Raw genomic sequence first — 24,433 nt, 5'->3', positions numbered from 1 at the left:
TCAAAAAAAGCACACTAATCACATAGATTAGTGTGCTTTTACACATAGATATAATATAAGTTCCTCAGTAAGCATTTATACTAACTAATCCTTAGTACTTTTTAAGGGTGTGTTAATCCAGTATGCTGAAGCATCTGTAAAATTTTCATTAATTATAGATTCGCTCAAAACATCTCTTTTGTTTACAAAAACAACGTGCTCTGTACTTGGTCTTTGTTTACTTTCAAACACTTCTTGAACAAACAACTCTCTATATTGATTAGCTTTTACATATGTAACTTTCCCTAATTTTCTACCTACAGCATCTTGTACACGTTTTATTTTATATGTTAAATCTTTCATAGAATCTTCATCAAAATCCCCTCCATTTTTCAATGTTCCTTTTACCAAAGTTATCTTAACTATATTGTCTTTTGTAGCAGTAATTTTATTAATTTTTAGCTTTTTCTTTTTATAAATAAATCTAAAATTCTTCTTATTCTCTATTGTTTTTTTATTTAGCTTATTATTAAATGTTACAAAAAAAGCATTTTCAGATTTATCAAAAGTAACATCATCTATTTTAAAATTATCTTCACTTTTAACATCAAAACGATTATTAAATGATATATAATTTAGATACATTTTATCTCCTTTAGGTTTATACTCTATCTTCACAGAGTAAAACGGAGATAAATCATTAGCTTCATACCCATAGTATTCTAATTTATGAATAGCAAAAGTATTATAGTTAATATATATTATTCCATCTGCAGTATTTTTAACACCTGTAACTTTTTCCTTAGCAAAAAACTTAATTTCATAAATAGGTTCATCATTTAGATATAATTTTTTTGACAATCTAAACTCATGATTTAATAAAAAGTTTTGCTTAAAAACATCTATAAAAGAAAATGATTGCTTTGCATAATTTCTAATCACATTATGGATATTTAAAATACTAAGTTCGTTTCCACCAGATCCTCCAATTGTAGCACCTTTAATAAACTTCTGTCCTTTTTCACTATAAGCTATCGCTAATAAAGAATCTCTAGGAAACTCAAGATTACTCTTAAAATCACAGAGCACTGTTTGGTTATCTTTATAGAGTAGAGCATTTGTATGAAACCCAGCATCAAAGACTTCCATAATTCCTTCATTTAAATTAAAAAACTTTTTATTCAAAATTTGATAATCTCTATAATAGGCTATATAAGAGTGTGGTATCTTAGGATAGTTATCATTAATTTTTTTTATTGCCCTATCTACAATTTTACGAGCAGGAATAAACTCTTTTTTCTTTTTTGATCCTTGAATAACAACATTGTCTAAGGATTCTGTTTTTGATTCTAATCCTATAATATTTACAATATTATCTTCTAAGGTGTTTACTTCTATTTCTAATGTCGCATAACCAATAGATGAGATAATTAATACATCATTTGACGCCTTATATATGTACGGTAATCTAAAATAGCCATCTTCATCTGCAACAACACCTTTATCTTTACCCTTAATACTTACAGTAGCATACACAACACCTTCTTGGGTGACTTCGTTTATTATTTGTCCTAATATTTCTTTGTTTTCTTGAGCGATTATTACATTGGTTGATACAAGCGAAAAATATGTAATAAAAATTAATAAGCGTAATTTCATTTAGTTGATTTTTATGTCTTTGATTTCTGAGATAAATGTTTTGTTATTTGTAGCGCCTTCAATAAATAATTTAATGTCTTTTAATTCACTACTTGGTATTTTAATATTTAAATTCCCTTTAGAATCTATAGTTAGATTAGTGTGCCAGCTAATCGTACCGTATTTATTAAAAAAGTCATTTTGTTTTGAAACGTAATTAGGAATATAGAATGACTTAGTAACACTAAATTTTAAAGGAATATCGTACTTAATATATACATCTTCTTTTTCTACTATTTCTTCTTCAACGAGATAATCTACTTTTGTCTTTATTCTTATTAAACCAGCTGTACCTGCTCTCATTCCTCCACCAATACCGGCTTTATTAATTTCTATATATTCAATTTGATTCATTCTTAAATTTGCTAAAACTTCTAAATTTTGATGTAGAAGCATTCCATTAAAATAAACCAATGGAATTGAGCTTGAGTTTTGTTCATAAGTGCTATGCTCATCCAATCGAGATAATGAACTATGTTTACCTCCGCTTTGAACTACAGAGGAAACTCCATTATTATTATCATCTATTGTTCGTACAGAATTATCTCTATGATGATTAACACTATTATTCGTAATAATAAATTTCCCAGGAGAGTCATTTACAGTAAAGCCTTTATCTCTTAGGTAACGTACTAATGTTTGATATTTAGTACTTGTTGTTTCATCTATAGCCTCAACTTTACCTAAACTTCTATTTTGTAACTTTTCTAATTTAGTATATGCTTTCTTTTTTTCTATGAACACCTCTTCTAAATCTTCGACTCTTTTCCATGTTATAATATTGTTTGATAAATCTTCAGTAACAGATAAGAAACCTACATCTAGAGGCTTAATAACACTCTGTATTCCTGGTATTTTAGATGGACTAAAACTTAATTTCAATTTTGGTTTTAATATCTGCCCTGTTGCAGTAATTTCACCTATTTGTATTTGCTCGTCATTTACCGGAAACAATTCAGATTTAACAAAAGATCTATTTTGAGAATCCAATCTTGCAAATTCTAAAGGGCTATTTAATATTGGATATAAAATTAATCTCGCATTATTTTCTGTTAAAGCAGCTGCTGTATAACTAACACCTATTTCAGAATCAAAATCGTATTCTGGAGGATTTTCAAAGATTGCTTCCCAATCATAACTACTCCAACCTTGTGTAATTAATAAATTATCTAAATCATATTTTTTTTGATTAGAAATATTTGAAAAATAGTAATGGGCTTGTTCTACATATCCTTTTACATAAGGTTGCAATAAAACATATGAAGCTATATTATGGTGTCTAGAATTTGACACTGTTTTTGAAGGTAAAACCGAAACACTAAAACGATTTAAATCATTGACTTTAATACCTTGGTAGGGTATTTTAATTAATGTTGAGTCATTTCTACTTTCTGTTTTTACAGTTTCAGAATTTAGAAAATTAAGTCCATTGTAGTTAAAATATTGACGCTCTAATATTGGAGTATTGTCTTTATCAAAAACAGTTAATATATTAATACCACTATATAAATCTTTTTTAGGTAATTCTACTCTTAAATCTTTTTTACCCTTAAAAGCGAAAAAAGTTTCTTTTAACTCTGTACCATTATGTATTGCCAATTTATATACTTGTTTACTAATATTTGGCAAGGTTTTAAGATTAGTTTTAAGGTTTAAAACTAATTTGCCATTTGCATCTTGTAGGCTTAAAACAATACCTAAATTTTTAATATTATCAATGGCAATATTATAATCTTTGTTTTCGTAATTGAATATTGCTTTATATGTTTTGTTTGCCTCAGGTTTAAAAATAAATTTACCTATACCCAATTGATTTACTTTAAATGTTGATACTGTTATATTACTAGCATCAACAATTTTTCCTTCTATAAACGGTACCCCAAAACCTAATTTATTTTTAATAATAACACCTACTGTATTATCAACAGCAGCTAATACATGTCCACTTTCACCTAAAAACTGTGCGTCTAAATCAGTTTCTACAACATTACTATCTTCTTTATTATCTACTTTAGGGTCTAGAATTTTTACTGTTTCTGTAAAGAAGTTTTGCTCTTCAAAATTACGCATCCAATTAGTATAAACTTTTACTATATAATTACCAGAAGTAAATGAGTCATTAATTTCGAAATCACTAATTGCAATACCATTATTAGTCATTACAAGTTTACTATTAATGATTTTTCCTTTAGCGTCTGAAATAGTAAAGTATGCATTAGATGTTTCTGTTGATAATTCTTTTGTTGTTTTATCAAAAAAGTAAGCTTGAAGCCCTATAGATTCACCTTTTATAAAAGTAGATTTATTAATATGTGTATAGACTAGCTCTCTATCCATCTCTGCATAATCACTATATGATTCTATTAAATCATAATCTGCATAAGGAGATTGAGCATTTATATTTTGATTAAAAAAAACTAATACTAATACTAAAATAACTTTTCTCATATCTAATTTATTTTAATGTTTTTAATTTCTGAAACAAATGTGCTATTGTTAGTTACGCCTTCTATAAATAACTTTACACTAGAAAGTCCTTTACTAGGTATTTTTATAATTAATTCGCCATTAGCATCTAATGTTAAATTTGTATACCAACCAATAGTTCCAAACTCATTAAAAAAATCATTTTGCTTTGACACATAATTAGGAATATAAAAGGACTTAGCAACACTAAATTTTAAAGGAATATTATATTTAGTTGAGATTTCTTTCTTTTCTATTTCTTTAGTTATTTCTGAAGGTATTTTAGTTTTAATCCTTATCAATCCAGCACCGGCTCCTCCACGCATTCCTGTACCTGCTCCAGTTTTATTAATTTCTATATATTCAATTTGATTCATTCTTAAGTTTGCCAACACTTCTAAATTTTGATGTAACATCATACCATTAAAATATACAATTGGAATTGAGCTTGCGTTTTGTGCATAATCAACATATTCTCCATTTCTTCCAGCCAATCTTGAATTATTATTATCTCTTAGAGAACTATGTTGATCTAATTGAATAGCTTGCTGTCCTCCTGTAGCAACAGGAGTATAGTTTGTTAACCTAACAGACTTATCTCTATGATCATTAACCAAATTGTTAGTTATAATAAATCTCCCAGGAGAATCATTTACTGCAAACCCTTTTTCTCTTAAATATCGCACCAATGTTTGGTACTTAGTACTCTTTGCTTCATCAATAGCTTCTACTTTACCTAAGCTTCTATTTTGCAACTTTTCTATTTTTGTATATTCTTTTTTCTTTTCAACAAAGACCTCTTCTAAACTCTCTACTGCTTTCCATGCTAAAATATTATTAGATATATTTTTTTCATCAGTTACATTTACCAAAACATTTCCTGGTTTTATTATATTATCTATTTCGGGTACCGAAGAAGGATTAAAACTTAATTTTAATTTTGGTTTTAATATTTGTCCTGTAGCAGTAATTTCTCCAATTTGTATTTGCTCATCATTTACTGGAAATAACCCAGATTTAATAAATGATCTATTTTCTGAATCTATTTTTGCAAATTCCATTTGACTATTAAGTATAGGATATAACATCAACCGTGCATTACTATCTGTTAAAGAAGTTGCTGTATATGCAATCCCTTTTTCTGCATCATAATCATATTCTGGAGCGTCTTCAAAAATAGTTTTCCAATCATAACTACTCCAACCTTGAGTAATTAAAAGGTTATCTAGATCATATTTTTTTTTGTTAGATATGTTTGAAAAATAATAATTAGCTTCTTCTATATATCCTTTAACATATGGTTGTAATAGCGTATACGAAGCTAAATTATGATGCCTTGAATTAGCCTTTGTTTTAGCAGGTAATACAGATATACTAAATTGATTTAAAACCTCAGAATCTATAGCATTATATGGAATTTTAACTGTAGTAGTATCTTGGCTAGTTATTACTTTAGGCTCTAGAGAATTTGTAAAACTCAAACCATCATAGTTAAAATACTGACGCTCTAATATTGGGTTATTATCTTTATCAAAAACTGTAAAAATATTAATACCTGTATATAGGTCCTTTTTTGGCAACTCTATTCTTATATCCTTTTTATTTTTAAATGAGAAAAAAGATTCTTTTAACTCACTACCATTATGAATTACTAGTTTATATACATATTTACTAATAGCGGGTAACGTTTTTGAATTAGTTTTAAAATTTAAAACCAAATTTTCACTTGCATCTTTAACATTTAATACAATACCTGTATTTTGTATTGTACTTATAGCTACTTCATAGTCTTTATTTTCGTAATTATATTTTGCCTTGTACGATTTATTTAATTCTGGTTTAAAAATAAATTTACCTATTCCAAATTGATTGACTTTAAAAGTTGCAACTGTGGCATTATTTGATTCTACTATTTCTCCTTTAACAAAAGGTACACCTATACCATATTCATTTTTTAAGACAACACCAATGGTATTATCAACATCTATTAATATATGCCCGCTTTCTCCCAAAAATTGAGCATCTATTTCTGGTTTATTTACTATATCTTTATTTACATTATCTAATACAGGATCTAATATTCTAATAGTTTCGGTAAAAAAGTTTTGCTCATTAAAATTTCGCATCCAGTTGGTAAAAACCTTAACGTTATAATTTCCAGAAGTAAACAAACTATCTATTTGAAAATCACTAACCGCTATACCTGCATTTGCCATTACTAATTTACTCTTAATTACTTTTCCTTTATCATTAGAAATAGTAAAGTAAGCATTAGACGTTTCGGTTGATAGTTGCTTCGTTTCTTTATTAAAAAAATAGGCCTGAAGACCAATAGCTTCTCCCTTTACAAAAACAGATTTATTAATATGAGCATAAGCAACCTCTCGTTCCATTTCAACATACTCCATATAGGACTCCAATACATCTAAATCAACATAATCTGTTTGCGCAATGTTATTTTTTGAATAAAAAATAACGACTAATAGTAAAATAATTTTTTTCATAACTAATCTATTTTAATAGTTTTTACTTCAGAAATAAAAGTGCCATCGTTAGATACGCCTTCTATATATAAATTAATATTTGAGGATTTATTATTGAAAACTTTAAGGTTAAGAGTTCCGTTTTCATCTGTACTTACATTAGAGAACCAATCGATAATACCATATTCATTAAAAAACGGACTATCGTATGTACTATACTTGGGGATATAAAATCGTTTGGCTACATCAAACTTTAAAGGAATCTCAAAAGCTCTAGATACTATTTTTTTAGGTTTTTTCTTTGTTGTTTTAAAAGGGTTAGTTTTTATCTTAATAACACCTGCTCCACCGCGCATTCCTGCTCCAATTCCAGCTTTATTAATTTCAATATAATCTATCTCTCTCATACTAAAATCTCTTAAAACACTTAAGTCTCCATGTAGTATAATCCCATCTAAATATATTACAGGAATATTATCAGGCGCCGTTACTCCTCTATGTGATGCAGCTCTACGGTTATAAATTTGAAAACCTCCAAATGAACCTGCTTTGTTTTCTAAAACCACAAATCCTTTGTTGCTTAAGTACCTTCCTAATGTTTGATATTTGATTTTCTTCTCTTCATCAAAAAATTCAACCTTACCTATTGTTCTCTTTCTTATTTTTTCAACTTCTGTATATTTCTTTTTGCCGCTAATTTCTACTTCCTCTAATTGCTCTACCTTTTTCCATCCTTTTAAATTAAAATCTTTAAAAACATTATTTGTAGTTGTATTAAAATTATTAACACTTAAAAGAGTTTCTTTTTTATCTATAATTAAATCTGGAATTTTATCTGGACTAAATTTTATAAATACCTTTGGCTGTGTAGGTTTACCTCTAGAGTTTACTGCTCCTATTTCGATTTTCTCATTACTTATTGGTAAGAATCCAGATTTTTCAAAGGATTTATCCTCTTCTTCAATTGTTACAATCTCTAAAGGGCTATTTAATGTTGGATAAATTATTAATTGCTTATTATCATCATTACTAAAATTAGCCACATAACTTACTCCATCTTCAAAATCATAAACATAATCTGGTGGATTATTAAATATGTTTTCCCAATCATAACTACTCCAACCTTGTGTGAGTAGTAAATTATCTAAATCATATGCCTTTCGTTCGTCTACTTCTGTAAAATAATAATGAGCTTTTTCTATAGTGTTTTTAACATAGGGTTTTAATAAATTATAAGATGCTATATTGTGATGGTGATTATATGCTTTAGTATTTTCTGGCAAAACAGAAATACTTAAACTATTAAATAACGACTTATTTATATTAGAAATAGGAATTGAAACTTTAATAGAATCTTTTATTTTATCAACTATTGGCTCTTCTAACCTAGCGACTTTAATTCCTTCATAATTAAATATTAACCTTTCGAGGATTGGTTTATTATTTTCGTTAAAAACTGTAATAATATTTATACCTGAATATAAATTTCTAAATGGTATGGCTTTAACCAATTCATTTTTATCTGTAAATGCTATAGTAGTTTCCTTTACATTTTTACCATTATGTATAATTAGCTTGTATGGCTTGTTTTTTATTTTAGATAACGTTTTCTCATTAGTTTTAAATGTGATTGATAAATTATCTTTTAATTTATTGGTAGTAAAAATGACTCCTTCTTTTTCAATACCTTCGATATTGAAACTATAATCTTTATCTTCATTATTTATTTTAACTCTATAACTTTCATTTTCTAATGGTGTAAAGCTCATTTTACCAATTCCAAATTGATTTAGTTTAAAAGTTGTAACCACATTATTGCTTTTATCTAAAAGACTTCCTTCTAATGATGTTACACCTAATCCTAAATTATTTTTTGCGATTACACCTATAGTGTTATTTACTCCTAATAATAAATGACCTCCTTCTGGTAAAAGCTGAAGATCTAATGTCCCATCTGCTTCTTTTGGTTTTATTTTATTCTCTATTTCTGGATCTATTACTTTTATTTTTTGAGCATAGAAATTTTGTTCTTCAAAATTTCGCATCCAATTTGTATAAGCCTTAATAGTATATTCTCCAGAAGTATATACATCATCCAAAATAAAATCATTAATGGCAGTACCATTACCTACCATAACCATTTTTTTTGCAATTACTTTATCATCCTTATCACTAATCGTACAATACAAATTAGTTGTCTCATTAACCAAAAGTTTGGTGTTTTTATCTAACACGTAAGCCTTAAAACCTATAGATTCTCCTTTTATATAGGTTGATTTGTTAAGATGTAGATAGACTATTTCTCTATCCATCTCTGCATAATCATCGAAAGCAGAAATAAGATCTTCTTGATATGAGTTTTTTTGAGAAAATGATAATTGGAAACAAATAAGTAATACTAGAAAGAAGTAGTTTTTCATGTGTGAGTTTTTTGATTGTTAGCATTAAGTCTTGGTCAAAGACAAATTTTTCACGAAATAGAAAGCCTAATTAAAACCTTGTTTTCTAAATTCAATTCTTATTTAAGTACTATAAATTGACTTAAATAAAAAGTAAATATTTCATAAAAAATTCACATAATAAATCACAAAAATCACACCAAAAACTACTTTATGTTAAATTTTTCTAAAAAAAAAGCTAAATAAAATTAGATAGTGATTTTTTATAAATCCTGATAAAAAGTTAATCCATTATTATACAGGTCATAAAATGCAAACTCTCTAGTTTGCCATTCTGTATCTCTAACTTTAGTATCCTTATGAAACACATCTCTATCTTTAAGTTCATTAAATAAACTCTCAACATTTTGAGTTACTATACGTAACATTGGAGTATTAAAACCTAACTCCCATTCTTTAGAATCATGCCATTGTAAATGTATCTCTATATGATCTCGGCGTATACCTGCGTATGTTGGTTTTTTAGAATCGTCTGCAAATGCAATTTTAAAACCTAACTTATTTACATAATATTTTAAAGCTTCCACTACATCTTGCACTGGCAGTATTGGATGAATTTGATGTAATAATGGTTTTTGCATTATTTCTTAACTGTTCCCGTAAAGTGATTTACTTTTGGGTTAATAGGATTTCCTGTTATACGTCTGTATGAAGCTAACTGTCCGCAATGCCATATTGCATCACTTATTGGTCCATTAATATTATTCCAATAAGGAATTTTATTATCACCAAAAATAATCTTGTATTGAGAAATATCTGTACTTGTCCTTAAAATATTTGCAGCTTGTTTTAAATTTAAAAGTGTTTGTTTTCTTAATTCCTGAAAATTCATTTCAATTTTCTCGTTTCTAGAATTTGCCTTTTTTAAAGTTGAATTTAAAACAATTAGTGATAAATCATATATATGCTTAACAGTTTCCATTGATGTTCTAACAGAATCGGTTGGCCTATAAGCTAAATCTTTATCACTTAAACCTTCACTAGCCCAATAAAAACGAAAACCAAGAGCATCTACTTGTTTAGCTGCAACAGTTCCTGCTGTAAATTTTTCTGCATTTTCTGGAAGTTGGTAATATGGTAATTTTTCTTCTTGAGCAGCAACAACTGTTGTTAATATAATAGCGAAAATAAAAAAGTATTTTTTCATGAATTTTTAATTTAATTTTTAGTCTTAATTATTCTTTTAATTTCAACATTACCTTTCTTAGTTTCAAAAATAAAAAAATAAGCCCCTGGTTTAAAATCTTCTATATCTACAATAGTTATAGCAACTGTATCAATCTTTTTTGACTTTATTAATTTTCCATTTAAATCGTAAATATGGAGTTTTAGATTACTTTCCTGCCTTTTATTATTAATATAAACCTTGCTTACTGTAGGATTTGGGTATAGTTTAACTTCAAAATCCTCATATTCTTGAACACTTAAAACAGCACTTCCATATATAACTTGATCTCCATTCGCAGCAGTAACTATTAATGTCTTACTATTTACGTTTTGGATAATAGAATAAGTAAATGGAGTGCCTTGATTATCAAAATAAAATGAAAAATAAATGCTTTCGAAATTAATATTCTCTATAAAACTACAACCACCACCAAGTGTTGCGTTTAATTCTGTAAATGAAAAATTAGACAAAGTATCGTCAAAAGTTAAAACACCTCCTAGAGAGTCACAAATAGTAGACCCAAAATTAATAAAGCTATTAAAATCTGTAAACTCTAACGACCTTGATATATTCTCATTAACTGAATTTGGCGGAGTTGTACTTACGCCAGAGATAACAATATCTTCTATATACCATACATTATCAAATAGTTGAGAATCTTGTGCATTAATATTAATTGAAAATATAACAGTAATTATAAATAGTAGTACTTTTTTCATTTTTTATTTTTTTCTAACAAACTTAATGAAATAACAGTATTTTTTTTATAGTCATTTCATATTTGAATGAAGACGATTCATATTCGTGATTTTATTAAATTTTCAGCAATTCATTAGATAATTATTAATCTTTAATTTCTTTAATATCTGCAATATTTGATGTTCCATATTTATCGAACAAATACACTAAACTTGTCATAGTTGCAGCTCCTAATTCTAATTCTCTTTTATTTACTGCATCAAAAGTATCATTACTTGCATGGTGATAATCAAAGTAGCGTTGAGAATCTGGACGCAAACCAACCAATACAATATTATCATTCTTTAACGGACCGATATCAGCACCACTATAACCTTTCTCAAAATAGTGTATTAAATAAGGCTTAAATAAGGCTTCCCAGCTTAACACTTTATTTAAATTGGCTTCACTACAATCAAAGCTAAAGCCTCTTGGTGTAAATCCGCCAGAGTCACTTTCTAAAGCAAAGACATGATTTTCATTTTTTCTTTTAGCTTCTTCAGCATACTTTTTCCCTCCTCTTAACCCATTCTCTTCATTCATAAATAATACTACTCTAATAGTTCTTTTGGGTTTAATTCCACTTTGCTTTAATAATCTAACAACGTCCATAGATTGTACCACTCCAGCACCATCATCATGCGAGCCATCACCTAAATCCCAAGAATCAAGATGACCTCCAACAATCATATATTCATTAGGAAACTCACTACCAGTAATTTCTCCTATAACATTATACGACTTAACATCTTCGAACTGTTTACAATTTTGCTTGAAATAGAATTTTAAATTTTTATCATTCTTTAACGCTTCAGATAATTTATTAGCATCATTAGTACTTATAGCTGCAGAAGGAATACGCTGCTCATTCGGTAAATCAAGATAACTCATACTTCCTGTATGTGGAAAATCGTCTTGACGCAGATTTAAAGAACGCACAATAACTCCAACAGCTCCTAGTTTCACAGCTTCGTAAGCTCCAGCATAACGCTGTTTTGAACATCCTCCATAGGCTTCAAATGTGTGAATTAAATCAGGTTGCATAGCTCCATTAAAAAATACTATTTTACCTTTTATGTTATTTTCTCCCAATACTTTTAATTCTTCAAAACCACTAACTTCTATAATATTTGCTATTAATCCAGATTTTGCTGTCGCTATAGAACCGCCTAAAGCACAAATATTGACATTGGTTTTTTTATTGTTTGTTTCATAATATGCTACTTCTTTATCTCCTCTTTCCCATTTAGGAACCATAACATCCTGAAGCCACACTTTATCTAAACCTAATTTCTCTAATTCAGCTTTAGTATATTTTACAGCTTTTTCTGCATTAATTGAACCAGACAATCTTCCGCCAATTTGGTTTGACAAATAATCTAACCAGCTATAAGCCTGACCATTAGTTAAGGACTGTGTATATATTGTTTTTAATACAGCTTCATCAGATTGAGAAAAAATTAATGAACTAAAAAGAAGAGAAAATGCTACGAATATTGTTTTCATTATTTACTATAATTTTAAAAGATAAATATACTATATAATAATTTTAAAAGTAGTAGCATTAACACAATATAAAGATCAAACTAAACTCTAATGTATTAGGTATTACTATATAATTTATATTGAGTAAGATTACCTACTTAAAACATACTAATAAAAAAGCGAAAGTGTTACTTTCGCTTTACTTTAAATTATTTAGATATAATTTACTCATTATTTAGCTCTTGCTTATACAAATCTAAATTTGCCTTTGTTTTATCATCTAATTCTGGTTCATCTATATCTTTATAACCTTTTAGAGTTTGATATAAAATATTAGCTACAATTAAACGTGCTATTGGCTTATTATCTGCAGGAATATTATACCATGGTGCATGTTCTTTAGAAGTACGATTTATTGCATCTTCATAACACTCCATATATTTACCCCATAATTTTCGTTCCTTTAAATCGCCAGAAGAGAACTTCCAATTCTTTTCTTTTAAATCCAAACGTCTTAACAATCTATACTTTTGCTCTTCTTTAGAAAGATTCAAAAAGAACTTAAAAATAATTGTACCATTTTCGGTTAAATGCTTTTCGAAATTATTTATTTGATTAAAACGCTTATCCCAAAAGGCTTCATTTACGTCTTCTACATTATTTACTCCTGGGATATTTTCACCCATTATATAATAAGGATGTACCCTTGTTACCAATACATTTTCATAATGCGTTCTATTATGTACACCAAATTTACCTCGAGATGGTAATTTTAAATAATGCCTCCATAAATAATCGTGTTTTAACTCTAATTCTGTTGGTACTTTAAAACTTTCTACTTCAACACCGCGAACGTTAAAATCTTTAAACACTTCTCGAATCAAACTATCCTTACCAGAAGTATCCATACCTTGTAAACATACTAAAACAGAATATTTACCATGTGCATACATAGTATCCTGAAGCTTACCTAGTTTTCGTCTTACTTTTTTTAACTCATCCTTTACATCATTATCATCTACTCCTGAATCTACTCTAGTATTAAGGTTAGAAATTTCTATTCTAGAAGTTATTTTGTAGTCTTTAATCTTTATTTCTTTCATAATATTATATAATAACTAAATATACATAATGTTACTTTAATATTTACTTTCAAAAAACGTGAAACTTAAAATTCATTAATTCATGAAACGTTATTCTACTTTTTTATTTACATAAAAACAGTAGACTGATTTAGAGCCTTTTATTATAAATAACATATTAAAATACAAACAAATCATACATTTTTACTAATCGACAAAATGCAAAAAATAACGATATTTTGCATTTTTAATGATTTTATAAAAAATCAAAAAATAGTATACAACAAAACCCGAAAACCCCTATTAAACATACAATAAACGAGCATTTTCCTTATTAAAAACTAATTAATAATTAAATATAAAATCATTCAACAGCATGTATTTCATCGATTAAGTGCAAAAAATTACGATATAATGTATTTACTTTTATTATATTAGTCCTAGCTAATTAATAATTAACTCTCAAGTCATGAAAAAAAGCAACCTACTATTATTCGTATTTATTGTATTTATACAATTTCATATACAAGGACAATCTAACGATGTTTATGCTAATGTATCAGATGTAAATTCTAATACTGTGACTAATAATGATGCCACAGAATCATCTGCAGTACAAGATAATGGAGAAGCTACTTCGACTTCGGCTAAATCTGGAAGTACTTTATCTGCAAAAGAACAGGAGGAAAAAGAACAATTAGAAAGAGAAGCTAGATTATATGCAGCAGAGCAAGCGCTTCAAAGAAAATTAGCTTTTATAGATTTAAATAAAGCAGCGGTTGTTTCTAAAATAGCAACTTATAACGAATCATTAGAAGCTTGTAGATGTGGAAAAGCTATTACTGATGACACAGATGATGAAAGTATAGAGTTTAAAGCACTATCTATGGTGCAAATACGAGCGCATTTTATAGACAAGAATATTAGCTTTGCAAAAAAATACATGGAAAGTCTAAATAATTGCAAAAAATAAATTATAAATCTTATAATAAAAAAACCTCAAATTAAAATTTGAGGTTTTTTTATGGTTGATAAAATAATCTACTATTATACTCAACTTATTACAAATTCCGTCTACCTCCACCCTTTTTAAATCTAAAAATATAAAATCACTCAAATCACAACATTTCATCGATTAAATGTATTTTTACTTCGTTTAAATGTTTCTTTTTAATATTTTTGAAGCACCTACTTAACTTTTTCACTCCCCAATTATGAAAAAAAACTACTTCTTATTTTTTCTATTTATTTTCCTTATTATTAATATTACTTTCGGTCAACATTCTAATGCTAAAGATGTAAGCTTAAACTTAAGTAAGGTTAGCAAAAATGTAACTGAAGGTATTAAGTCTTACAACTTAGAAGACTTAAAATATCACGCAAAAATTTCAAAAAAAGCAATACATATTGTTGAAAGACTATTAGAAAAAGAACAATGCTACAATGCAGCCGATCTTTCTAATAGTATCTCAATTTACTTAGAGACCGCAATATTAGCTGAAGAATTAGTAAATGCCAGAACATATTTAACTAAAACTGAAGATTTAATTATTAAAGCTTTTTACGAATATGATATCTGTAGCACTGAAGAAAGTGATAATAATAATAATAATAATAATAATAACACCACTGCTTTAAGTGACTTAGAACAACAACAGTTAGATTTAAAAACACAGCAAGCTGCATTAGAGCAAAAAGCAAAAGAGATTAAACTTCAATTAGCAAACCAAGAAGTTAAAAAGAAAGACCTGTTTATAGCAGAAAACACAAAAGCAATTTCGGAAAACATAAAAGCCTATAATAACTTATTAAAATCATGTAATTGTGAAGAATCTATATCTACAGTTGGAATTAATAAGGCTAATTTAATTACAAAAAGCCTAGAACAAATTAGAACATATTATTTAGATGAGATTATAAATATATCGGAAATCTACTTAACAAAATTAAAATCATGTAAACAGTAAAATAAAAAAGCCTTAAATTAAAATTTAAGGCTTTTTTATTTCTATTTACTTGCAAATAGCTTCACATCTTGTTCACTAACTTCAATGTCTCCAAGTATAATTAATCGCTCAATTACATTTCGTAATTCACGAATATTTCCTGTCCAATCATATTCTTGTAACAATTTGATAGCTTTTGCTGAAAAACTTTTTTCGGCAGTACCTTGTTCTGCAGAGATTTTCTTGGCAAAATGATTTATTAATAGCGGAATATCTTCTCGACGTTCATTCAAAGCAGGTACTTTTACTAAGATTACAGCCAATCTATGATATAAATCTTCTCGAAATTTACCATCTTCAATTTCCTTTTTTAAATTTTTATTAGTAGCTGCTACAACACGAACATCTACTTTAATATCCTTATCACTACCAACACGTTGAATACGACTTTCTTGTAAAGCTCGTAACACTTTTGCCTGCGCAGACAAGCTCATGTCTCCAATTTCATCAAGAAAAATAGTTCCTCCATTTGCGGCCTCAAATTTTCCTGCTCTATCTTTAGCTGCACTAGTAAAAGCTCCTTTTACGTGACCAAAAAGCTCACTCTCAATTAACTCGCTAGGTATTGCAGCACAATTAACCTCTATCATTGGACCTTTAGCTCTTTCACTTTTTTCATGTAACCAATGCGCAACCAATTCTTTTCCTGTTCCATTTGGGCCAGTAATTAATACTCTAGCATCTGTAGGTGCAACTTTATCTATCATTTCTTTGATTTTAGAAATGGCATCACTTTCACCTATCATTTCATATTTTTTACTTACCTTTTTCTTAAGAATTTTATTCTCAACTACAAGCTCTTTTCTATCTAAGGCATTACGTACTGTATTTAGTAATCGATTTAAATCTGGTGGCTTAGAAATATAATCGAAAGCACCTAAACGCATAGTATTAACAGCTGTATCTAGATCACCATGACCAGATATCATTACCATTGGTATTTCTGGTTTAATTTTCCTGACAGCTTCAAGTACTTCAACACCATCCATTTTTGGCATCTTAATATCACAAAGTACAAGATCGTAGTCTTCTTTTTTAATTTTTTCTATTCCTACTAATCCATCTTCAGCTTCTTCAACTTGGTATTTATCATTCTCTTCAGAAAGAATTTTTATTAAAACTCTTCTAATCGCTGCTTCGTCTTCTATTACTAATATTTTTGACATTTATATCTTGAATTTAATTCCTGTTCTTATGTAAAAAGCGTTTACATTATCTAATTTATATACTTCATTTCTATTACTATCCCTCAACATATTATTCATTCTCAATGTATGACCTACGTAACCGTAATATACCAAATGTTTTGTAAAATAATATTCATATCCTAATCCTGCTAAAACAACTGAAAGAGACACACTTTCTGCTTGTCTATTCTCAATAACAATAGAATCTTGAATATTAGCAAAATATCCATCAATTCCAACAAAACTTTGTATAATACTGTGTTCATTAAAAAAATATTTCACATTCGTTTTTGGTATGCCCAGATTATAAGACCAGTTTTTATTTACTCTTCGGTAATAACTTATAAAAGGCAAAGGTAATGGTATTCCAGTAGTACTATTATATGTTAATCCTAAAACTAAACGATATGGCCGATTTAAAGATTTATCTTTAGTTCTGTCTTTTATAGCATATATACCTCCATTTAAAAAAAGATCATCATTGCTTAATTTCCGACCTAATGTTGATGCTATTCTAGGTGAGATTTTTGCTCCCAAACGCCATTTATCTGAAACTTTAAACGTATAGCCTAAATTAAAATCAATAACTTGTAATGTATTTAACTTAGAAACTTCAAAAGGGTTTCTATCATCTAAAGTTAATGCTATTCGACTATATTCTGCGCCAAGAATTAAATAACAATCTTCTTTTGTTTTTAATGGTACATTTATAAGGGCACGAAATCTTTCAAACCGTTCGTCTGATTGGCTTTTTGGTATTGTTGAATATTCTATACGTGCTAAATCTGTTAATTGTGCTTGTACATCTATAGCTATAAAAAAGAAAAGTAAAGGTGCAATAATTTTGAATAGCGTATAGTTCAAATTAATATGTGTTTTTAATCTTGTTTTGATACAATATGGATATCGCGTTGAGGAAATGGAATACTAATATTATGTTCTCTAAACAATCTATCAATCTCAAACCTCAAATCACTTTTGGGTATAGATTCAATAAAACTATCGTTTAAAGTAAATATTAGTTTAAACTCTAACGCACTATCTCCAAAATTATTGAATAAGACTAAAGGTTCAGGCTTTTTTATTATCGACTCATGATTATTTGCAGCTTGTAATAGTAGTTTTTTCACTAACTGTACATCACTACCATAAGCAACACCTATACTAATATTTTCTCGTGTTGTTGTACCATTTTGAGTCCAATTATATAAACTTTTAGTTAAATATAAATGGTTTGGTATAATAAGTACTTTATTATCAATTGTTACTGCTCGAGTTGTTCTAAGTTTTATTTCTTCAACACGCCCTACTTTTCCTTCTATTTCTATTATATCACCAACATGCACAGATTGGTCTATAAGAATAAAAACACCCGAAATAATATCTTGAAATAAGGTTTGCAACGCTAAACCTATACCTATTAACAAAGCTGCAGAAGCTGCAAAAATAGCCGTAACATTTATACCTATTAAATCGAAAACTACGAGTAATACTATAGCATATATTATCCATTTAGCAAATGAAAAAACAGTATTAAATTTTGCTTTATCATCAGCTGGCATGTGCTTGGTCACAAGTTTTTTTACCCATCTTAAAATATAAGTAGTAGCTATAACAATAGCAATAACTAATAAAACATATTTAACTTTTAGCACTATAGTATGAGCATCTTCTCCTTGACCATAATTAAAGTCAATAAGCTTAAATTCTAAAAAGTTCATTAGTTTTTCCCAAATAGAGCTTTCGGAAATTACATCCCCAACTTTTTCTACCTCTTTCTCTATTTTATCAGTTACTTTTTCTTGCATTCTAATATTTAACCCATTTAATTAATTCTTTATAACTAGGTTTTTTGCCATACATTAAAATACCTATACGATATATTTTTGCTGCAAACCAAACTGTTCCCATAAATGTACCTATTAATATTAACAATGATAATATTTGTTGCCATATAGGCACACCAAATGGTATTCGCATTAACATGACTACAGGTGAAGTAAACGGTATAAATGAAAATATTGTTGAAATTGTTCCATGAGGATCTTCAATTACAGTAAATCCACCAACATAAACTGCTAATATTAAAGGCAAAATAATTGGCATCATAAATTGTTGCGTATCTGTTTCGTTATCTACGGCAGCTCCAATTGCGGCATATAAAGAACTATATAACAAATAACCACTAATAAAAAACAAAATAAATGCTATGATCAAATTAGTTAAGGGAAGTTTAAAAAAAGCATTCATAAATCCCTGTATATCTTTCATTTTATCACCTGAACCTTGTATAGCATGTTGTATTGTTTCTTGCTGAGACATGTTCATTTGCGTTATATCTATGTCAAAAATTAAAGATACTACTACAATTAACACACTTCCTAAAATAATCCAAATAACAAACTGAGTAATACCAACAAGTGAGGTCCCTATAATTTTACCTAACATTAATTGGACTGGTTTTACAGAAGAAATAATAACTTCAATAATACGGCTAGTTTTTTCTTCAATTACCGATCTCATAATCATATTACCATAAATAATAATAAACATAAATAACAAGTAACCAGCTATAACTCCAAAAACAATCTTTGCTCCACTATCAATTTCGGATGTTTTCTCTCCATCAAAGCTCTCTTGAGCTATATCTATATTAATTTTTGAAGATTCTATAATTTCTGGATTAACATCCATCCTATACATATTAATATTGGTGAGCTCTTTTTCAATTTTATCATCTAAACTAGAAATTAAAGATATTGAAGGAGAATCTTCAGAATAAAACCGGATACTTTTTGAAGCTTCATTGAGGTTATCTATTTTTAATATATGAAGTAAGCCATAATCTCCTTTTTCTTTAACTATTTCTTTAGCATTTTCTAGCGATATGCCATCTAAAATATTATACTTTGTGTTTTCCGTATCCTTAAAAATTTGTTTGACCAAACCAGATTCATCTAAAATTGAAATTTGACGCACTTTACTGGTATTCATTTGTATTAAATAAACAACAATCGAAATTAATGCAATCATAATTAATGGACTTAAAAAAGTCATTAAGATAAAAGCCTTATTTTTCACTTTAGTTAAATACTCTCTTTTTATAATAAGTGGTAAATGGTTCATAATTCTTAATTATTCTTTACAGTTTGAATAAAAATATCATTTGCGCTTGGCACAACTTCTACAAAATGAGATAACTGCCCTTTAGTGGTTAAATAATTTAACAAATCGTTAGCGGTGTCTTTTTCTGAAAGCTTAATATTTAATTTTAATTCATCTCCTAATGATTTAAAATTTGCTGCTGATACATGAAAACGTTCATTTAATTGTTGCTCTACATCTTTAGCATTAGAAACATTAATCCCAATTTCAAACGTATTTGTTTTATACTCTCTTTTTATAGCATTTAAGTTTCCATCTAACACTTTATTAGATTTATGAATAAGCGCAATATGATCACACAATTCTTCAACAGATTCCATTCTATGTGTTGAGAAAATAACCGTAGCTCCTTCTTCTCGTAATCTTAAAATTTCATTTTTAATAATATTAGCATTAATAGGATCAAAACCTGAGAATGGCTCATCGAAAATAAGTAATTTAGGTTGATGTAAAACAGTTACTACAAATTGTATTTTTTGAGCCATTCCTTTAGACAGCTCTTGAATTTTTTTATTCCACCAATCTCCAATTTCTAGCCTTTCAAACCAATCTAACAAACGTTTTTTTGCTTCTGTTTTGTGCATTCCTTTTAACTTTGCTAAATATAAAGCTTGCTCTCCAACTTTCATTGATTTATACAACCCTCTTTCTTCAGGTAAATAACCAATATTTTGAATATGATGCCTCTGCAATGGTTCTCCATCAAGTAATACATGACCTGTATCTGGCATTGTTATTTGATTAATAACACGTATTAATGTTGTCTTTCCTGCACCATTAGGACCAAGCAGTCCAAATATGCTTCCTTTTGGCACAGCAATAGATACATTATTTAAAGCTGTAAAATTTCCGAAGTTTTTAGAAACTGAATGTGCTTCTAATAAATTGTTCATATATGAGTTTTGGCTATTAGTAGCGTAAATATAAAAAATGTAACACGAGCAGCTTAATGCTTTATATTAATTTTAATACAACCCATAGTAAATCCTTTTATTTACATTAACATCTTTAATAAAATTATCTCCTTAGCCTATATAAACTAGGCATATTTATACAACTCAAAAAATAAAATCCCTCTTAAAAAACAAAACCCACCCTTAGTAAACTAAGGATGGGAAAAAATTGCTATGAAAAAGAAAAATTACCACCAGCTTACGCCAGTGATAAATCAAATATACTATTTTTTGCTTAACTATTACTTAAATGAACGAATTAGTTACATTTTTAACTAAAAAAACCGCAACTAACATTGCGGTTCTTGTATATAATAAACTGTGAGTTCTATGAAAACATATCTTTCACTTTTTCAAAAAAGGACTTATCTGACTGTTCTGGTTTAGGCGAAAAGTGTTCGTCATCTTTCATATTTTCGAAAAATTCTTTTTGCTGTTTACTTAGTGTTTTTGGTGTCCATACATTTACATGCACTAGTAAATCTCCTTTTCCATAGCCATTAATACTTGGTATTCCTTTTCCACGTAGACGTAAAATTTTACCTGATTGTAAACCTGCTTCAATTTTAATACGCACCTTACCAGTTACAGTATCTATTTCTTTAGAAGTACCTAAAACTGCATCGCTAATACTTACGTATAGATCATAATGTAGGTTATCGCCTTCACGCTGCAGCGTATCATGGTTTTGTTCTTCAATGGCAACTAGTAAATCTCCAGCAATACCATTTCCTGGTGCGTCATTACCTTTTCCAGAAACTTTAAGTTGCATACCATCTACAACTCCAGCAGGAATTTTAACAGATATTGTTTCTTCGCTAACTTTTAGACCTTGGTTATCTGCCCCAGATGGTTTTTTATCGATTGTTTCTCCAGCACCACCACAAGTTGTACATGGTGAAGCCGTTTGCATACGACCTAAAATTGTATTTGTAACTCGCGTTACTTGACCAGATCCATTACATGTACTGCAGGTTTTATAAGTAGTGCCTTCAGCTTGAATTTTACGTTTTACCTTAATTTTCTTTTCAACACCATTAGCAATTTCTTCTAGAGTTAATTTAACACGAATACGTAAATTACTACCTTTTACACGACGTTGTCTTTGACCGCCACCAAAACCAGAAAAACCGCCGCCGCCAAAACCGCCGCCAAAAATATCTCCAAACTGGCTGAATATGTCATCCATATTCATTCCGCCGCCGCCAAAACCGCCGCCACCTTCAAAGGCTTGATGACCAAATTGATCGTAACGTGCTTTTTTATTCTCGTCGCTTAATACTTCGTAAGCTTCAGCAGCTTCCTTAAATTTTGCTTCGGCAGTTGCATCATCTGGATTTTTATCTGGATGAAATTCTATTGCTTTTTTTCTATAAGCTTTTTTAATTTCACTCGCAGATGCGCCTTTGCTAAGTCCTAGCGTTTCGTAATAATCTTTTTTTGCCATAATATCTTAAATAAATCGAACTAAAATTATTGTCCGATAACCACTTTTGGGAAACGAATTACAGTTTCTCCTAATGTATATCCTTTCTCTACTACGTCTATAATTTTACCTTTTAAATCATCACTTGGTGCTGGCACTTGGGTGATGGCTTGATGCACTTCAGAATCGAAAGTATCACCTTGCTTTACTTCCATAGCGACTAAGCCTTTTTGCCCTAATGTTGTTAATAGTTTTTGATAAATTAAAACAACCCCTTTTCTTAATTCTTCGGCTTCTTTGTCGTCTTCAATGTGCATTAAGGCACGTTCAAAATCGTCTAAAACGGGCAACATAGACACCATGACATCTTTACTTGCTGTTTTAAATAATTCTACTCGTTCTTTAGACGTTCTTTTTTTATAGTTTTCAAATTCTGCAAACAAACGCAGAAACTTATCTTTTTCTTGACCAAGCTCTTCTTGCAACTTCTCTTCTACCGTTAACTCTTCTGTTTCAACGGTTTCAGTTTGAGTCTCTTCTACTTGTTGGTCTTCTATTTCTTCTTTTATATCTTTTGCTTTACTCATTTTGTATTCTAAATTTTAAACACAGTTTAAGGTTGGCAAAAGTACTGCCAATATTATAAAAATGCCATAATGTCATCAAATACTTTTTAAGAAAAAATTAAGTATATACCATGGAATCTTTTTTATCTTTGCGCCTTAACCATGATAAAAAACATAAAAATGAAAAAACAAGTATTAAATATTTTTACAATAGCTGCTTTAGGCCTTGCTATTGTAGGTTGTAAAAACGAAAAAGAAGCTCAAACTACAGAAGCTAAAGAAGTAGAAAAAGTAGTAGCAGAAGCAACTTTTAAAGCCGTTCCTGCAGAATCTATGATTATGTGGAAAGCTAACAAAGTTGTTGGTGGTCATGAAGGTACTATTAACGTATCTAATGGCGTTGCAAAAATGAAAGGTGATGCTTTAGTTGGTGGAAATTTTGTTTTTGATATTGCAACATTAAAGAACACAGATATTGAAGATGCAGAAGGTAATGGTAAATTAGTTGGGCATTTAAAAAGTGCTGACTTTTTTGATGCTGAAAAATTCCCTAGTGCTGCCTTTGAAATTACTGCGGTAGAAGGTAACAAAGTAAGTGGAAACTTGATGATGAAAGGTATTAAGAAAAATGTAACTTTTGATGCTACAGTATCTACTACTGGTAACGAAATGACAATTACAAGTGATACATTTACTATTGACAGAACAGAATGGAATATTATGTACAACTCTGGTAAAGTGATGGATGCAGCTAAACTTGGTGACTACATGATTAATGATAATGTAGAAATTAAAATTTCTGTAAAAGCGAATAAAGCTTAAGACACATTTTAAATATAAATTATAGTAAAGCCATATCGAAAGATGTGGCTTTTTTGTTTTATTTATAATTATTGGTTTAAAAAAAAATTCAATTTACTACGTTTAATACTATATAAAACATTAAAACGTTTTTTATCAACAAATCATAGTAAACAATTTAAATCAAAATAATAAAATGAATCTACAAAAAATATTATTTGTAATATTTACCCTTTTTGTTTTTAATATATCTTTTTGCCAAAACAATAATAATTATCAGGAAAAGCTAAAAACTATTGAAACCCTTGGATTTAATATTACAGTTCCTGAAACATGGAAATACAATAGATTAATTGGTCTTGATAGTTTTGTTGGCGAATTTATAGGAACAAATATTCACTTAAAATTTGACATGAGTACTAATGGCTATGCCAGTAATTTGAATGGTTATAAAAAAGATTTAAAAAATTACACTGTTGAATTTGATACAATAGGAGATTATGCTCGCAAAATAATTATCCCAAAAAATAATAATTCTAAAAATATTATTGGCATGTATATATCAAATATTACATCTAAATTTGACTTCAAAATAAGTGGATATAATTTAGACATTAATCAAGTAAAAACTATTATAACAGCATTTAAATCTATTGAAATCACCATAGACCAATAATAACTTTTATAGATAATTTACAGTGTTTTTTTGGATACTTTAAAAACCCTACTCTTTCCTCTAACTAAGTTTATTTTACAAAAAAACAGTTCTTC

At 28.6% G+C, this 24,433-nt stretch carries 20 protein-coding genes; 4 read left to right on the top strand and 16 right to left on the bottom strand.

Annotated features, from left to right (window positions below):
- Positions 1-84 precede the first annotated feature (84 nt).
- From Q0997_RS12495 to Q0997_RS12455, 9 genes are all read right to left on the bottom strand, one after another.
- Positions 85-1,638, bottom strand: coding sequence for a carboxypeptidase-like regulatory domain-containing protein (locus Q0997_RS12495; RefSeq protein WP_299889355.1), 1,554 nt, complete (start codon positions 1,636-1,638; stop codon positions 85-87).
- The gene (locus Q0997_RS12490) at positions 1,639-4,125 is read right to left on the bottom strand and encodes a hypothetical protein (RefSeq protein ID WP_299889352.1); all 2,487 of its coding nucleotides are present in this window, start codon (positions 4,123-4,125) and stop codon (positions 1,639-1,641) included.
- Positions 4,126-4,127: 2 nt separating this feature from the next.
- Positions 4,128-6,647, bottom strand: a complete 2,520-nt coding sequence (locus Q0997_RS12485) for a hypothetical protein (protein WP_299889350.1) — start codon at positions 6,645-6,647, stop codon at positions 4,128-4,130.
- A gap of 2 nt (positions 6,648-6,649) precedes the next feature.
- On the bottom strand, positions 6,650-9,046 hold the full coding sequence (locus tag Q0997_RS12480; RefSeq protein ID WP_299889348.1) for a hypothetical protein: 2,397 nt from the start codon (positions 9,044-9,046) through the stop codon (positions 6,650-6,652).
- Positions 9,047-9,288: 242 nt separating this feature from the next.
- Positions 9,289-9,666, bottom strand: a complete 378-nt coding sequence (locus tag Q0997_RS12475) for a VOC family protein (RefSeq protein WP_299889346.1) — start codon at positions 9,664-9,666, stop codon at positions 9,289-9,291.
- The gene (locus Q0997_RS12470) at positions 9,666-10,232 is read right to left on the bottom strand and encodes a hypothetical protein (protein WP_299889345.1); all 567 of its coding nucleotides are present in this window, start codon (positions 10,230-10,232) and stop codon (positions 9,666-9,668) included. The genes Q0997_RS12475 and Q0997_RS12470 overlap by 1 nt, the downstream gene beginning before the upstream one ends.
- An 11-nt stretch (positions 10,233-10,243) precedes the next feature.
- Positions 10,244-10,972 carry a T9SS type A sorting domain-containing protein gene (locus Q0997_RS12465; protein WP_299889343.1) on the bottom strand — a complete coding sequence of 243 codons (729 nt, stop codon included), beginning with the start codon at positions 10,970-10,972 and terminating at the stop codon, positions 10,244-10,246.
- 124 nt (positions 10,973-11,096) lie between these two features.
- Positions 11,097-12,497: a M20/M25/M40 family metallo-hydrolase gene (locus Q0997_RS12460; RefSeq protein ID WP_299889341.1), complete on the bottom strand. Its 1,401-nt coding sequence runs from the start codon at positions 12,495-12,497 to the stop codon at positions 11,097-11,099.
- Between the two features lie 203 nt (positions 12,498-12,700).
- Positions 12,701-13,579: a PPK2 family polyphosphate kinase gene (locus Q0997_RS12455; protein WP_299889339.1), complete on the bottom strand. Its 879-nt coding sequence runs from the start codon at positions 13,577-13,579 to the stop codon at positions 12,701-12,703.
- Between the two features lie 448 nt (positions 13,580-14,027).
- Between Q0997_RS12455 and Q0997_RS12450 the strand changes: the two genes are divergently transcribed.
- Together Q0997_RS12450 and Q0997_RS12445 are read left to right on the top strand one after the other, a co-directional pair.
- Complete coding sequence (locus tag Q0997_RS12450; RefSeq protein ID WP_299889337.1) at positions 14,028-14,531, top strand: hypothetical protein; 504 nt, start codon at positions 14,028-14,030, stop codon at positions 14,529-14,531.
- Positions 14,532-14,772: 241 nt separating this feature from the next.
- The gene (locus Q0997_RS12445; RefSeq protein WP_299889335.1) at positions 14,773-15,525 is read left to right on the top strand and encodes a hypothetical protein; all 753 of its coding nucleotides are present in this window, start codon (positions 14,773-14,775) and stop codon (positions 15,523-15,525) included.
- A gap of 41 nt (positions 15,526-15,566) precedes the next feature.
- Here the strand turns inward: Q0997_RS12445 and Q0997_RS12440 are convergent, their stop codons facing one another.
- The 7 genes from Q0997_RS12440 to Q0997_RS12410 all read right to left on the bottom strand — a co-directional run bounded on the left by Q0997_RS12440 (position 15,567) and on the right by Q0997_RS12410 (position 22,882).
- On the bottom strand, positions 15,567-16,730 hold the full coding sequence (locus Q0997_RS12440; protein ID WP_299889333.1) for a sigma-54 dependent transcriptional regulator: 1,164 nt from the start codon (positions 16,728-16,730) through the stop codon (positions 15,567-15,569).
- Positions 16,731-17,615, bottom strand: coding sequence for a DUF6268 family outer membrane beta-barrel protein (locus Q0997_RS12435; RefSeq protein ID WP_299889331.1), 885 nt, complete (start codon positions 17,613-17,615; stop codon positions 16,731-16,733).
- A 14-nt stretch (positions 17,616-17,629) separates the two neighbouring features.
- Positions 17,630-18,559, bottom strand: coding sequence for a mechanosensitive ion channel domain-containing protein (locus tag Q0997_RS12430; RefSeq protein WP_299889329.1), 930 nt, complete (start codon positions 18,557-18,559; stop codon positions 17,630-17,632).
- Position 18,560: 1 nt separating this feature from the next.
- Entirely contained in the window at positions 18,561-19,877 is a 1,317-nt protein-coding gene (locus Q0997_RS12425; RefSeq protein ID WP_299889327.1) for an ABC transporter permease, read from the bottom strand.
- Between the two features lie 5 nt (positions 19,878-19,882).
- Positions 19,883-20,809, bottom strand: coding sequence for an ABC transporter ATP-binding protein (locus Q0997_RS12420; RefSeq protein WP_299889325.1), 927 nt, complete (start codon positions 20,807-20,809; stop codon positions 19,883-19,885).
- A 388-nt stretch (positions 20,810-21,197) separates the two neighbouring features.
- Positions 21,198-22,316, bottom strand: coding sequence for a molecular chaperone DnaJ (dnaJ, locus tag Q0997_RS12415; RefSeq protein ID WP_299889323.1), 1,119 nt, complete (start codon positions 22,314-22,316; stop codon positions 21,198-21,200).
- A 26-nt stretch (positions 22,317-22,342) separates the two neighbouring features.
- Positions 22,343-22,882 (bottom strand): nucleotide exchange factor GrpE, encoded by a 540-nt coding sequence (locus Q0997_RS12410; RefSeq protein ID WP_299889322.1) that lies wholly within the window; start codon positions 22,880-22,882, stop codon positions 22,343-22,345.
- Between the two features lie 159 nt (positions 22,883-23,041).
- Between Q0997_RS12410 and Q0997_RS12405 the strand changes: the two genes are divergently transcribed.
- Both Q0997_RS12405 and Q0997_RS12400 read left to right on the top strand, forming a co-directional pair.
- Entirely contained in the window at positions 23,042-23,683 is a 642-nt protein-coding gene (locus Q0997_RS12405; protein ID WP_299889320.1) for a YceI family protein, read from the top strand.
- 175 nt (positions 23,684-23,858) lie between these two features.
- Positions 23,859-24,338, top strand: a complete 480-nt coding sequence (locus Q0997_RS12400) for a hypothetical protein (RefSeq protein WP_299889318.1) — start codon at positions 23,859-23,861, stop codon at positions 24,336-24,338.
- Positions 24,339-24,433: the final 95 nt, after the last annotated feature.

The organism is uncultured Lacinutrix sp., from assembly GCF_947500325.1.
GTDB lineage: Bacteria > Bacteroidota > Bacteroidia > Flavobacteriales > Flavobacteriaceae > Lacinutrix.
The sequence above is the reverse complement of the archived record's forward strand: the minus strand, read 5'-3'. Positions and strand labels throughout refer to the sequence as shown.